Source organism: Roseivirga sp., from assembly GCF_965216855.1.
Lineage (GTDB): Bacteria > Bacteroidota > Bacteroidia > Cytophagales > Cyclobacteriaceae > Roseivirga.
The window spans coordinates 2,565,879-2,581,101 of sequence record NZ_OZ244204.1; the positions used below are offsets into that span (position 1 = coordinate 2,565,879).

Annotated in this window: 8 protein-coding genes; 2 read left to right on the plus strand and 6 right to left on the minus strand. The window is 43.5% G+C overall.

Annotated features, from left to right (window positions below; all coding sequences use genetic code 11):
- Nucleotides 1–172 precede the first annotated feature (172 nt).
- The 4 genes from ACOOEY_RS11365 to ACOOEY_RS11380 form a co-directional block, all read right to left on the minus strand.
- Nucleotides 173–7,114 carry a T9SS type A sorting domain-containing protein gene (locus ACOOEY_RS11365; protein ID WP_420384834.1) on the minus strand — a complete coding sequence of 2,314 codons (6,942 nt, stop codon included), beginning with the start codon at nt 7,112–7,114 and terminating at the stop codon, nt 173–175.
- A 97-nt stretch (nt 7,115–7,211) separates the two neighbouring features.
- Complete coding sequence (locus ACOOEY_RS11370; protein WP_420384835.1) at nt 7,212–8,375, minus strand: AIR synthase related protein; 1,164 nt, start codon at nt 8,373–8,375, stop codon at nt 7,212–7,214.
- Between the two features lie 77 nt (nt 8,376–8,452).
- Complete coding sequence (locus ACOOEY_RS11375; RefSeq protein WP_420384836.1) at nt 8,453–10,513, minus strand: OmpA family protein; 2,061 nt, start codon at nt 10,511–10,513, stop codon at nt 8,453–8,455.
- A gap of 39 nt (nt 10,514–10,552) precedes the next feature.
- Nucleotides 10,553–11,053, minus strand: coding sequence for a hypothetical protein (locus tag ACOOEY_RS11380; RefSeq protein ID WP_420384837.1), 501 nt, complete (start codon nt 11,051–11,053; stop codon nt 10,553–10,555).
- Nucleotides 11,054–11,297: 244 nt separating this feature from the next.
- Between ACOOEY_RS11380 and ACOOEY_RS11385 the strand changes: the two genes are divergently transcribed.
- Both ACOOEY_RS11385 and ACOOEY_RS11390 read left to right on the plus strand, forming a co-directional pair.
- Entirely contained in the window at nt 11,298–11,990 is a 693-nt protein-coding gene (locus ACOOEY_RS11385; protein ID WP_420384838.1) for a DM13 domain-containing protein, read from the plus strand.
- 6 nt (nt 11,991–11,996) lie between these two features.
- Nucleotides 11,997–12,842 (plus strand): transporter, encoded by an 846-nt coding sequence (locus ACOOEY_RS11390; RefSeq protein WP_420384839.1) that lies wholly within the window; start codon nt 11,997–11,999, stop codon nt 12,840–12,842.
- Between the two features lie 243 nt (nt 12,843–13,085).
- On the opposite strand, the gene ACOOEY_RS11395 is transcribed toward ACOOEY_RS11390, so the two are convergent.
- Together ACOOEY_RS11395 and ACOOEY_RS11400 are read right to left on the minus strand one after the other, a co-directional pair.
- Entirely contained in the window at nt 13,086–13,883 is a 798-nt protein-coding gene (locus tag ACOOEY_RS11395) for a (Fe-S)-binding protein (RefSeq protein WP_420384840.1), read from the minus strand.
- A complete protein-coding gene (locus ACOOEY_RS11400) occupies nt 13,880–15,217 on the minus strand; it encodes a 4Fe-4S dicluster domain-containing protein (RefSeq protein ID WP_420384841.1) in 1,338 nt (445 codons plus the stop codon). Before ACOOEY_RS11400 ends, ACOOEY_RS11395 begins: the two co-directional genes overlap by 4 nt.
- Nucleotides 15,218–15,223: the final 6 nt, after the last annotated feature.

A 15,223-nucleotide genomic window follows, 5' to 3' on the forward strand; every position in this document is an offset into this window, starting at 1 on the left:
ATTTCAACAAGTACTTCGAATTCTTAGGTTGAGATAAAATGCAGTTTTGTAGTGGTGAACTACAAATTTTTTGGTGAAAGGGCTGTAAAGATGGTTAAAAAATATGGCATGTCAATATTCAGTGCCTAATTTCTGATTAAGTATAGGTTAAGCTTTAAGAGCGGTTGTTAAACTATCTGACTATTAATCTTTTGGTAAAGCTTGAATTACCGGATTTTAATCTGACAAAATAGATTCCTGGTCTTAAGGAAGAAATGTCGACAGTTCCCCTTTCCAGAGTATTTGAATGATTGTGAGCTAATACCATGTCTCCTGAAGTCGAAATAATAGTTAACTGAACTTCCGCATTTTCGGATGGAACTTCAAAATCATATTTGAGAAGACCGGTGTCGTTCGGATTAGGGTATATTTTTAAATAATAAGAGTTTGAAGAAGTCACCAAGACGCCCTTCAATTCGCTATAAGTTGCCAGCCCGTTGAAATCAGTCTGTTTTATTCGATAATAGTATGTACCTGACTGCTCTACATGATCAATGTAAGTATAGTTTTGAATACTGCTTGAATTTCCGGCACCGGTAATATCAGCAACCTCAATGAAGCTTTTTCCATCTGTACTCCTTTCAATGGTGAAATGAGAGTTATTGGTTTCTGTTACCGTTGACCAATTGATTTGAACTGCCTTGTCTATAGAATTCACTTCGAACCTGAACAATTCTACAGGCAATGCATCAACCTGCTCAGAGCCTAAAGTGAAATAATAGCCCGTTGCTCCGGTAAAGTCTACATCGAAACTTACCGTATTACTAAAGGCATCAAAGCTTGATGGGCTCACCAGTGTTACCCCTGTCGTAAAGTCTCCGTCCTGATCAATCATCAGTCTTACCTGTGAAAGATCGTTGCTTCCTGATGGTGCACCCGTAATGTCTGTGAGATCGAAGGTGACAGTTACGGTTCCTACTGTACCCGTTTCCTGTGCCTGCCACTCACGATTTAACCTTGAGTTGATTGTTTCAGGCCTTTCTTTATTATCAGGGGCTTCCATCGCTGCATTATCATTACCCCAAATAAACCAAGAATCATCTTCCGAGAAGGAGCCGATTTCAATGTCAACTATGGCATCGTCATTCTCACTTTTAGAGTGTGTTTGGTTAAGACAAGCCAGGTCATCTCTACCTATACCGGCAATATCATTGAAATAGGTAGCTCCTCTGGTTGCGTAATCCCAGATGACACCACCGTCACCAGCCAGGTAATCACCTTCCCTAATGGAGCCTGTGATAATTTCATTTGTTGTAGCATCGTTGTCATTGTCGTTGGTCAGCGTTATACCATATTTTATGGCCAGGTATGAACTAACCTGAAGTCGTTCTTGAGCCGATAGTACTTCACTAAATACAATGGCCTCCATGATTTCTCCCTGAAACTGACCCGCGCTTGTTGAGGTGCTATGGTTTCCGATACCAAATCCGGCTGGGCTCGTTAAAGAGGTATTGTCGGAAGCTGTGTTGTTAGCCACAAGTCTGGAGTTTACATATAAATTAAGGGCGCCCGAAGCTGCCTGTACCCTGGTACCCATAGCTATGTAAGGCTCTCCGTTAATGTATGTGGTTCCAGAGGGACTTCTTAGATTGAGGGAAGAATTATTGGCCGCATTAATATGAATTCTTCCTCCCGTCATTCCGAGTCCATAGTCATCCGTTCCTCCAGAGTTGGCGCCAATGAGTGCAGGAGATTGGCTAAAGTCGCTTGTTGAACCTTGACTCTGTGCTGTGGTAAAGACAGTGATCAAAGACATATTGCCTGTAACTGTATTGCTTCCGGTTAATAAATAGGAGCTGTTGGTTGTGTTTTGGTCGGTAAATAAGATGCTAGGGTTGTAGTTAACATCTCCAGTCTGGTAGACTGGTTCAACAGGAGAGGCCCCTCCAAGGTCTACCTCAGAGGCATCATTATTGGTAGAACCTTGATCGTTCCACTGTATTACATCATTACCATTTACCGCGGTGGTGGTACCCGCATCAGAGAATACTTCCAAATCTGCCCTGAGCCATAGTGCCAAATTAGTGTTAACTCCACCTGGCCCACATGATTCCACTACACCCAAGGTGAAATATTCGCCATCGGCCAAATCAATTCCAGAGAAACTCAATACTGAACCATTAAATGTTCCACCGGTGACCAGTGTTGCTCCAGCCATTGTTCCACCACTTCCACTTCCGGCAATCATGAGTCTGTAGTCTTCAGCATCTGTTCCCCATCCGAGGCCGGTTAGATCAAATTGAATTTCTGTTTCTCCTACGGAACCAGTATCATCTACCCTCCATACGCGAGACATTCTTTCGGCAATAATAACCGGGACATCACTGGTTTCAGCACTCGCCTGTGCTGTGGCACCATTGTCATTTCCCCACACAAAGAAGTCTCCATCATCGGCAAAGTTGTTGGCGTTTTCACTATTAGAGGCGCTGACACCACCTATTCCTATCGTAACGATATCATCAGAATTCACGCTCGATGACTGTTTTTGAGTGAAGCAGGCACCATCGTCTCTACCTATACCGGCTATGTCATTGTAGTAGGTGGTTCCCTGTCCGTCATAGTCCCAAACGGTGGTTCCATCTGATCTTCTGTAATCCCTTTCATCAATAGCTCCCGTAGCACCATTGTCAATACCAACTCTTGTAATACCATACTTGATGGCCAGGTAAGATTCAACCAGATTTTGTTGGTCAGAATCCAATGCTCCGGAGAAAACAATGGTCTCCATAATGTTTCCTGCAAACTGTGCAGAGGTCTGAGCCGGGTCATTATGGTTTCCAATCCCTATCGATGCGGCATCATTAAGCGTATTGTTACCGGGAGAAGAAGTGGCCACGGAAGCGGAGTTGACATAAAGTGTATAAGGGTTAACGTTGTTGGTTCTTACTCCGGTTGAAATATAAGGCTGGCTATCTGTATTGGTAGAACCAGAGGTTGCTCCGGTAGAGTTATTCGCTCTTTCAGCCTTGAAGAAAGGAGAGCCACTGTTAAGACCAAGACTCCAGTCATTTTGGCTGCTACCTCCGGTACCACCACTGGCACCAATGAGGGCAGGGCTTGTATCATGTGAGCCGGAGCCTTCTGACTGGGCTGTTCTAAAAACAGAAATGGCGGTAATGTTTACAGAGGCTGGCAATGTGTTAACTGCCAGGTAAGATGCATTGGTGTTGCCCGGATCAGTGAAGGTTATTGAAGGGTTGAAATTAATATCTACACTGCTGAAGGTAGGAGCCTGTGGAGCACCACCACCTAAATTGGCTACTGTGGCATTAGTACCGCTGGTACTTTGGTCAGCCCATGTGCTGATGGTTTGGCCATTAGTGGCTGCAGTAGTACCGTTATTGTAGACTTCCGCATCGGCCTTAAGCCATAATGCCAGGTTGGTGGTAATTCCTCCTGGACCACATTGCGATCTGGCGGTCCCTAGTGTGAAATATTGTCCGTCAGCAAGGTTCACACCGGTGAATGTTACCACATTGCTGGAATAGGTTGCTGCTTGATAGAGGGTAGCGGAAGACAAATCTGAATTGTCCGAAACTATCAGCTGATAATCTGAAAGAGAGCCTGTATAGCCTAGGCCAGTCAGATCGAAACTAATGGCGGTGTTACCAACGTCTGAAGAAGTCTCATCTGCTCTCCAGATTCTGGTCATTCTCTCGGTTACTGTTCCTATACCGGTAACTCCTGTTGTTCTGCTCGCAAATGCCGTTGCACCATCATCGTTGCCCCATAGCAGGTAGCTATCGTCTGAAGCAAAGGAGTTAGGGTTGGAAATGTTGTCATCCGCTATGGTTCCTAAGCCTATGGTAAGAATTTCGTCTGAATTAATACTGCTGGATTGTCTTTGCTCGAAGCATGCAATATCATCTCGGCCTATGCCTGCAATGTCGTTATAAAAACTAACGCCTTGTCCGTCATAATCCCAAACGACAGTTCCGGATGCGCTTCTATAGTCTCTTTCGTCTATGGAAACAGTTCCTCCATCATCCGAATCATTTCTGGTAATTCCGTATTTAATGGCGACATAGGTTTCTACCCTCGTCCGTTCATCTGCGGTTAGGTCATCGGCATAAATAATAACTTCGGGGATATCACCTGCAAACTGGGCGCTTGTTATAGGGTCGGTATGATTACCAATTCCAATAGAGGCCGGATCGTCAAGCACTGTATTGTCCGAAGTTCCAGAAGCTACATTTTCTGAATCAATATAAAGTTCTAATGCTCCGCTGGCAGCTTGTACTCTGGTGGCTGTTGCAATTCTTACCTGTCCATCAGAATAAGTGGGTGAGGCAGGACTCCTGGTTCCCAAGCCGTTACCCGCGGCAATTTTGGCGTGTACACGTCCTCCCGAAAGGCCTAAAGCAAAATCGTTAGTTGTCCCACCGGCTTCAGCGCCAATTAAGGCCGGAGAGGACCAAAATTCTGTAGTTCCTTCAGACTGTGTGGTCGCAAATACAGAAATTAAGGTCATGTCACCTGTAATTGGGTTAGATGCAGTTTCTAAGTACGAGTTATTGGTGTTTCCCGGGTCTGTAAAACGAATCGATGGATTGAAATTATAAGCATTTGAGATATAGGTAGGCTCTTCTGGCGTGCCTCCCTGATTAACTTCAGAGGCATTATTGGTGAACTGCGTTTGGTTCTCCCAAGATGTGACATTTGCTCCGTTGACGGTGGTGTTTGTACCCTCATCTGCCCTGAACCATATCAGTAAGTCGGTCTCTACTCCTCCAGGGGAGCATCTAAAGTAATCTGTTCCAAGAGTGAAATACTCTCCGTTCGAAATATTTACATCTGAAAAAGTAATGAAGGTTCTTCCATCTATTGTGCTTATGGCTCCGGATGTAATCAAGGTGGCTGAAGAAAAGTCTCCTGCAGATGAACTACCACCAATCAGCAGGCTGAGATTGTTGGGATTAGTGCCAATTCCTAAATCATTTATGTCGAATGAAACATCTACTACGCCCAGGTTGCCGACTTTACTCATTCTCCAAACTCTGGTAAGTCTTAAGTCAACTGTATCTGGCGTTCCCGTGGCTGTTTCAGTTAAAGCTCCACCATCATTTCCCCAGATCATCCAGTTATTATCTACACCAATCTCTGAGTTTCGCGAAATGCGGACAAGGCTACCAGCATTTTCGCTTTGTGACTCCAGCTGAATGAATTCAGAAGCATCGTCACGGCCTATACCTGCAATGTCATTATTATATTCCAGGAAGCCTCCAATGGATGCATTGCTGGTGGTGTTGAAGATGGTAATGCCATCAGAATTGACATAGTTAATAGGAGTACTCTGATTAAGCGTAATTCCATACTTCAAGGCCAGATAGCTTTCAATTCTATTGCGTTGGGCACTACTGAAAGCAGAGGGTTCATTGCAGTAAATTAATTCGGGAATACTTCCATAGAATGAAGCGGCTGCACTTCCACCATCATCATACAAGGAGCTTCCTGCAACATCACCTATCCCTATATCATCAGCATGCGCATACAAAAGCCCTACATTGGCTATTGTTCCTACTGATTGACCGTTGAGGTAGACCCTTAAACTCCCTGTTGTGGTGTTATTCCCATCAAATTCGATTGAAACGATGTACTCAGTATCAGTGGAAACTGCAGTAGAAACTGCATCGAAGGACCATGGGGATCCTGCTCCGTCAGAGGCTCCGTTCCAGGCGCCTACATAAAGGTTGCCTGCTCTCAGGTACACATTCAGTCCTCGGGTAGCACCTCCTTGCTCATAAATTTGCTGCTTGGTGGTTACATCATCACCTGTTCTAATGGCAATGTTGATGCTTTTCCTTTGATATGAGGTAGCGGTATTAAAATCAGTGTTGTCCGCAATCTGAAGACCAGTTTCTGTAGCGGAGATAAAGTCTATAGTCGGGTTAAAGTTAATGTCTTGTAATCCACTCGCAGATCCATCACGGTAGGTAGGTGATGTTCCGAGGTTAGTAGCGTCATGATTACCGAGGAACTGGTCCTGCCAGTCGGTTACACCTGAGGCATCAGTGGCTGTAGTTACACCGACATTGGCTTTTAACCATGTATTGAGCGCTGCCTTGTATCCTCCCGGACCGGTAGCTTTTCTCAGATTGTCATCACTGGCTACTGCCGTAGAAATTCCGGCAATCAAATCTAAACCTGAAGCCGAGCCTGTGTTGGTTGGATAGTTGGTGGCGTTGGAAAAATCAACAAGATCACTACCAGTGACCGTTACGTCATCAGCAAAAATGGAGTAGCCATAAACGATTTCATCTGCCCCAACTCCAAATTCATCGAAAGCAATAGCTGTTCCATTGAGCACCTGGCTACTCAGAATGGTTTGAGGAAGCGGATTTGAAGTAGCATCCTGTCTTCTCATTACTATGGAAGTATGGTTCACTCCAAGGCTACCCCAGTCTCCATCATCATCGCGGATTCTTACAACAGTGGGATAGTAGTCATTAGGATTCCCGCTCGCATCGAGTCCCCTGATAGCAGCCACCCGGATGTCGTCATTTCCTCCTCTTTCAATAATGGGAAATACAGCATTGGCAGGAGTGGAGGTTACTACTCCTGAATAGTAAATGACATCTATTCTCTCCACGTTAGCAAAGTTGGTAGCGGAGTTCACCAGGATATTGTCATAACCGGCATTGGAAAGCCCACTTTCATAAAGAGCATCTTCATTGTCCTGTTGTTCCGGCTGAATATTAATTTCATCAGGGTCTGGAGCTGTATTGGTGCTTCCATATTCATAAAATATAATCAGCTGTCGCCCTGCATCAGTTCTTTGGATGATTAGCGTGTCTGGCAGGACAAAGTTGTCATAAAGAGTGGCGCCTAAGGTATAGTCTGTAATGAACTGATTTCTGGTTTGTCCATAATTGACAGTATAGCTGGTATTGGCAGTAATTCCTCCACTGGCATCAGATGGAGAAGTAGCTACATAACTTGAAGTAGTTAAACCGGTAGTAACGTTGTTGAATGAGGCTGACGTAATAGGAGTCTGTGCCAGCAAAACTTCTCCTAAGCAGAGAAGTGCAGACAATAAAATGTATGCATAAAGTCTCTTGGTAACTTTAAGTAGCAAGTCTCGTCAGTGTTTTGGTGATCAACCCGGTGAATTACACAGAGTTGAATTGACGCAAAGATAGGAATGTCAGCGACTTATACGCAAAAAACTGCTGTTAATAACGAAATATCTTATTGTTATCTTTAATTGTGAGGCTTAATTTTTCGGAAGATTCAACTCGGCCAATAACCTTTGCATCCACATTAAAACCGTTGCTAATCGAAATAATGTCGTTGGCATACATTTCATCAATATAGATCTCCATGCGGTGGCCCATATTGAAAACTTTATACATTTCTTTCCAATCAGTGCCACTTTCCTGTTGAATGAGCTTGAAAAGAGGTGGTATTTCAAAAAGGTTATCCTTAATGATGTGTACATCTTTGGCGAAATGAAGCACTTTGGTTTGAGCACCCCCACTACAATGAATCATGCCTCCGATTTGATCCCTGAATTGCTTCAGTACTTCCACAATAATTGGTGCATAGGTCCTTGTTGGGGATAGAACGAGTTTCCCAGCGTCCAGAGGTGATCCTTCAACAGGGTCAGTTAGTTTCTTGCTTCCGGAGTAAACCAGATCTTTTGGCACTGAAGGATCGAAACTTTCCGGATACTTTTCCGCAATAGAATGATGGAATACATCATGACGAGCCGAGGTCAATCCATTTGACCCCATTCCTCCATTATATTCATGCTCATAGGAAGCCTGACCATAAGAAGCCAATCCTATAATTACCTGACCCGGCTTTATGTTTTCGTTGGTGATTACTTCATCTCTCCGCATTCTGGCCGTTACAGTACTGTCGACAATGATAGTTCTCACTAAGTCACCAACATCTGCTGTCTCACCTCCTGTACTGATGATGTTTACTCCGTTGTCCCGAAGCATCTGAAGAACCTCTTCAGTACCATTGATAATGGCTGAAATAACTTCTCCCGGAATCAGATTTTTATTTCTGCCAATAGTCGATGAGAGTAAGATATTCTGAGTAGCACCTACGCACAGCAGGTCATCGGTATTCATAATGATTGCGTCCTGAGCGATGCCCCTCCAGACACTAATGTCTCCGGTTTCTTTCCAGTAGAGATAAGCGAGAGAAGATTTGGTTCCCGCACCATCGGCATGCATGATATTGCAATACTCCGGGTCTCCAGCGATTAAATCAGGAACGACTTTACAAAATGCATTGGGGAAAACACCTTTATCGAGGTTTTTGATGGCATTATGAACATCTTCTTTCGAGGCAGAAACACCCCTTTGCATATACCTGTCGCTCATATTCAACGAATTATGGAGCAAAAATAAGAAAGCCTTCTTAAAGGAAGGCTTTCAGGGTTGATTACTTCTGAACAATATTAGTTCTTATCGTATTCGATAACTTTAAATTCAGTTCTACGGTTTTGCTCGTGCTCTGCTTCCGAACACTCTACATCATTGGTACAGCCATTCACCAATTGAGACTCCCCATAGCCTTTGGCCAATAGTCTGTCTCTTGCGATTCCTTGTGAAGCAATATAGTCGACCGCTGCCTGAGCCCTTCTTTGAGACAAATCGAGGTTATATTGGTCCGGAGCTCTGGAGTCAGTATGAGAGCTTAGTTCAATACTAATGTTCGGATTATCTTTCAGTAGTTGAACCAGTTTGTCCAGTTCCTGAGCGGCATCACTTCTAATTTCTGCTTTGTCCAAATCATAGTAGATATTCGGAATTACGATGGCTTTTTCCAGAATGATTGGCTCAAGAGTCACATCTTCTGTAAATACTTTTTCCGTAAAACGTTCTACCAGTTCGTCTTGAGGAATTCCCTCCCCTACGGTAGAGAAGATTTGTCTTTTGGTAAAGAAGTCTTGCTTCTCTCCAATAATGGTATAATTCTTTTCAGGATCTATTGGGAAGCTGTATGATCCTCCTCGACTGCTTAAAACATCGTCAACCAACTCTTCATTTTCATTGAAAAGTTTTACTCTCACTTCACCCAGAATAGTTTGTGAACTGTCTTCTTCCAGCTTGTAAGTAGTTCCTTTCAGTACATAAGTAATAGTTTTGAGATCGCTGGAATTGTCTACAAAACTATACAGGTCATCACCACCAGCTCCTCCAGGACGGTTAGAACTAAAGAAGCCTTCGAATGGGAAGTCACTGTAAACCAAACCAAAGTCGTCTGAGCTGGAATTAAAAGATGGCCCCATATTCCTGACAGTAACCACGCCACCACTATTTTCTGCCACGAACAGATCGAGCATTCCAAAACCCGCATGCCCGGTTGATGCAAAATAAAGCTTGTTGTCAGGGGAAACATATGGGAATACCTCATCTTCTGCTGTATTGATCTGAGGCCCCATATTGGTTACATCGGCCCATCTGCCTCTGGCGTTTAAGGTGGCCCTGTAGATATCTGAGCCGCCATAGCCACCTGGCCTGTCGGAAGCAAAGTAGATGGTGGTTCCGCTTTGATTGAAGGTAGGAGAGGTATCCCAGGCCGAAGCATTGTTTATCGGCATAGGTTGAGGGGTAGACCACTCACCGTTTCTTTTGGTAGCAAAGAAAAGATCAACACTGCGTCTTTCTTTCTTACCCTCAGGGTTTCCCTTCGCAAAAACGACTGTATTGCCATCAGGTGAAAAAGCGATGGAGCCTTCATTGACATTAGGTGTGTTGAAAATAGCAGGTAATTTTTCCAGACTATTGCCTTGAGGCTCAAGACCTTCAAGATCTACACTGTAAAGATCACTAAACGGCAGGTTATATCTTTGAAAAGTTGACTCTTCACGAGTACTGGCAAAGTAGAGTTTGTTCTTGAAAAAGAAAGGGCTGTATTCTGATTGCTCTGAATTGATGGCTTCCAGTGGTTGCAGGTCTACATTTCTGACGTTCAGACTTATGCTGTCGAGTTTGTTCAGGTTGTCCAACTCTCTCTGAGCTCTTTCTTTATAAATTTCTAATGATGCATAATTTAGAAAATTGCTCAGCACTTGTTTGGCTTCATCATATCGCTCTTCCGATTTCAGTGCCTTGGCATAGTTAAGTTCCAACTCTTCATCTTCATACCCGGCCGAGATGGCCTTTTCATAGTAAGGTGTTGAAGCTCTCAGGTCTCCCAGTTTTCTGTAAGACTCTGCGGTATAGAAGTTGATTTCCGGAGAATCAGGGTTTTCTACCAGTAACTCCTCAAACTCCTGAATGGCCTTTACATAATTTTGATCCTCTGCATAAGTTCTGAGCATCTTGGGAGTAGTTTCCTCCACCTCTTTTGACAATACATCTGCAGCATTTTGCGGAGTACTTAGCGAAGGGTTTGATGGGGCAGGAGCACTTTTTTTAGGATCTTCCTGTACACCCAGAAAATTCTGTTGAGAGCTACAGGCATAAATCAACGCAAGGTTGATAAACAGCAATAAGAAACCATTTTTCCTCATGAAATGTAAATTATGCCAAAATTTTCTAAAGCTACCTTATTATACGCTTTTTGCCGTTTGAAAGTATCTCTTTAGCCAACTTTCCTCAGGCCTGATAAGCCATTGATCTTTCAATTGGGATTTTGATTGAATGTTATTGTTAAAGTATAACGTTTCAGAGTCAAAGAAACCCTGAGTCACCTGCTGATTAATTTCCTTCATATCCATCAATTCAATCCTGTCTCCTTTCTTGAAAGCCAATTGAGTTCTATCAAAAAAATCTACGCCATGCGACTCTCCAAGGTTCTGCACCTGTCTTACCATACTGTCTATGGAACAGCCACTGGCCATATTGAAATTTTCATCAATGGCGATAATCAGGAAGCGATTAAACTCTATAGTAGCTGAGGCTAATAATGCTTCACCATGGGCGGCCCATTGATTCAGAAATTGCTCAGTATCAGCCAATAAATTTTGCTGAGTTGTCTGATCGAGCTCTGTTTTTGATTGATATATCCAGATTCTGGATTGGTCGCTTAATTTTTCGAAAGGGGTTAACATGCCTTATTAATCAATTTTGTGCCTTTAATGTTCCAAATGTCGCTCTAATGTCCTTTCACCGGAAATTAAAAGGACAAAAAGATGGGTCTCTACGTTCACGGAGTACATGATAAAAGTTTCATTTAACCAGATACTATGAAAACAAAGTTGATTTATGCCCACAACAGTTTATCCACCGGCTTGATACAAACCACTGTAAACAGGGTGTTCATACACCGTTTCACTCCGAATGGTTACTAAACATATGGAGCGCTTATTTCTTTTTAGAAAACCTCTGTACTTGCTGATGCTTGCTTTTACCATTCTGCTACAGGGTTGTGTTGGAACAGATGTGTTGGAAGATGTGCTGGTAGAAGAACAAGTGTCTATCAGTACCCGCCTGCAAAGCCTGGCAGTAGGAGAGCGTTTTCAGTTTTCAGCCGATTACTTTAACAATATGGGGATGCTGGAAATGGCAGACATTCAGTGGTCTTCCAGTGATGCCAATGTAATTTCTATAACACAAGATGGTGAGGCGGAAGCCATTATGAATGGTGAAGCCACAATAACTGCAATGTTCATGGGCAAACAGGATCAAATTACCGTGATGGCCGGAGCGGAAACCATGCAGGCGCCCAACCAGAGGAGCGGAAGGTTCTCTGGTGCGAATAATTACTCAGTAAACGGAGGTTTTGTGCTGGAAGAGTCAGATGATCGTTTGACCCTCACTTTTATGGATGACTTCAGTGCTTCCAGTGGGCCGGGCCTGTTTATTTACCTGTCTAACAATAACCGAAATATTACCGGTGGGTATGAAGTAGGGAGAATTCAACGGAATTCTGGTACGCAGACTTATGAAATAGATATCAACGATGTAGGTCTCAATACTTATGACTACGTGTTGGTGTGGTGTAAGCCTTTCGGGGTTCTTTTTGGTGTGGGTGAATTACAAGATTAAAAGAAAATGAAGAAAATATTTCTATTACTATCGCTGACTCTGGCCGGTCACCTTGCGGTGGCTGGCGGAGGATGGCCCCAACCCAAAGGAAAGGGCTACTTCAAGCTAAGCCAGTATATCATCAGATCGGGAAGCTATTATGCTCCAAGTGGTGATATCATAGACATTGCTACGGCAAGTATATATATCACCAGTTTGTATGGTGAATACGGAGTAACGGACCGATTTACCGTAATTGGCTATGTTCCATTCTTTTCCAGAGCCACTCTTAATGAGCAGGTAAATGCCAATGGTATGTTGGTAGCTCCGGGTGATGCCGTCAATTCATTTGGTGATACCGATATATCATTTAAGTATGGATTAACCAGAAACAAACCGATTGCAGTAAGTGCCACACTCACCCTCGGTCTTCCACTGGGTAATGATCAGGGAGGAGAAACAGGCGTTTTACAGACAGGAGACGGAGAGTTTAATACGATGCTATCTCTCGAAGCCAGTAGGGGAATAAACTCAGGTAAAGGCTGGGTGAATACCTTGCTGGCTTTCAATAACCGAAGTAACAACTTCAGTGATGAATTCCGATGGGGTATTGAGGTAGGTCATAAGCTCGGCACCAAATGGAGCGGAGGAGTAAAGATATACAGTGTGAACTCGCTCAATAATGGAAGTGATGTGGAAACCCCTAGCAACGGTATTTTCTCTAATAATATTGAATATCTGGCTATTACACCCGAGGTTAATTATCAACTGAAAGACAACTTTGGTCTTTCAGCTTCTATAGGATTCGCTGCCTCTGGCAAAAGAGTGTTGGCCAGTCCAAGCTTTTCGGCAGGAGTCTTTATGACTTTATGATACTTGAGTGGATGAGAGGTTGACCTTGCTCATCTTAACTTTTGTTTTCCTTATAACAGATCAGGGGTCGGTTAAGTCGGCTCCTGATTAATTTTGAGGAGATGAATACAAAAATAAGCTGGGGCTTTCCAACCTATCGGTTGTAGGACGCGTCCATAATAAAGAAGCTTGTCTGTCTCAGACAAGCTAGTTTAGTATAGTTTAATTATAAAGGGCCTGTCCGGAAGATCAGGCCCTTTGCTTTTATAAGCCTTCGTTTTTGGCAATCAGCTCTGCCAGGTCCAATACCTCTACTGAATCCTCTTTCTCTTTGTTCTTTACTCCATCACGCATCATGGTCATGCAGAAAGGACATGCTGCCGCGATAATATTGGCTCCTGTGGAAAGGGCTTCCTCAGTTCTCTCAATATTAATTTCCTTATTACCTTTTTCAGCATCTTTGAACATCTGAGCGCCACCTGCACCACAGCAAAGTCCTTTGGTACGGCATCTCTTCATTTCCACAAGTTCTGCATCAAGGGCCTGGAGCACTTCTCTTGGTGCCTCATATACATTATTTGCTCTACCCAGGTAGCAGGAATCATGGTAAGTAATTTTCTTCCCTTTGAACTCTCCTCCACCTTTCATACTTACTTTTCCTTCATTAATGAGCTGTTGAAGGAATGTAGAGTGATGAATCACCTCATAGTGACCACCTAAGTCCGGATACTCATTTTTCAGGGTATTGAAACAGTGAGGACAAGCCGTTACAATTTTTTTGACACCATAACCATCGAGTACCTGTATGTTGGACATGGCCTGCATCTGAAACAGAAACTCGTTTCCTGCTCGTCTGGCAGGGTCTCCTGTGCAGGTTTCTTCTTCACCCAGCACAGCGTAGGAGATACCTACTTTTTCAAGGATCTTGATAAAGGCAATGGTAACCTTTTTGTATCGGTCATCGAATGAACCGGCACAACCTACCCAAAAAAGAACCTCAGGGGTTTCCCCTTTAGAAGCCATCTCGGCCATAGTAGGAACTTTTATATCTGTAGTACTCATGAATCTTGGTTTTGATTGGTTTTTAAATCATTTGCCCATTTGAATCTATCGGTTGGAGCGAATTTCCAAGGAGCAAAACTGGTTTCAATATTTTGGAACATGCTGTTCCAACTGGCTGGAGAGCCTGATTCTTCCATGGCTACGTATCTTCTCATCTGAAGAATAATAGATAGCGGATCAATATTAACAGGGCAGGCTTCTACACAGGCATTGCAACTGGTACAGGCATTAATTTCTTCTTTGGTGATAAAATCACCCAGTAGCGACTTGCCATCCTCCAGTCCTTTTCCACCTTTTGCAATGCTTGCCCCAACCTCTTCAGCACGATCTCTTGTATCCATCATGATCTTTCGGGGGGAAAGTTTTTTGCCTGTCTGATTAGCAGGGCATTCAGAAGTACAGCGACCGCATTCAGTGCAGGAGTAGGCGTTCATGATATTGACCCAGCTTAGATCATTTACATCCTTGGCTCCGAATCTTCCGATTTCAGCAGGGGGATTTTCTCCGCCTTCTGCAGGCATACCCAGCATCATTTTAACCTCATTGGTCACCACGGGCATATTCTCCATGTGTCCCTTGGCCTTAAGGTTTGAATACCAGGTATTCGGGAATGCCATACCTATATGAAGGTGTTTGGAATAAGTTACATATACAGCAAAGGCCAGGATACCAACAATGTGGAACCACCAGGCAAATCGTTCAATTATAACAAGATTGGCGGTGCTCATTCCCTCAAAAAGAGGAATCAGCATAGAGCTAAAAAAGAACTGACCGGTTTGGGCATAATGTTCGTCATTTCCCTGAATCAGCTGATCGGTGGCATTCATGGTGAGGATGGCAAACATCAACACGATTTCAATGACCAGAATCAGATTGGCGTCAAGGGTAGGCCATTTCTTCATTTCAGCCGAATGAAAACGCTTTACCTTCAATACGTTTCTTCTGATTAGGAATACAATACATGAGAAAAGTACGCCAATTGCCAGGAATTCAAAGATGTTGATCAGAACCGTGTAGAAATCACCCAGGAAGGGCGCGAAGATTCTATGAGTTCCAGCCAGCCCGTCAATGACAAACTCAAGCACTTCAAGGTTGATTACCAGGAAACCCATATAGATGAGCAGATGCAGAAAAGCCGGGATAATTCTTTTAAACATCTTTTTCTGACCAAAGGCCACTAACCACATGGTCTTCCAGCGCTCTGATTTATTGTCGTTGCGTTCTTCTTTTCTTCCCAGGAAAATATTTTTCCGTATTTGAGTAATCCTCTTAAAGAGTAGCCAGCTGGCAACTCCAACGATGATAAGGAAAGCAATTTGTGGCAAATACTGCATGTTAAA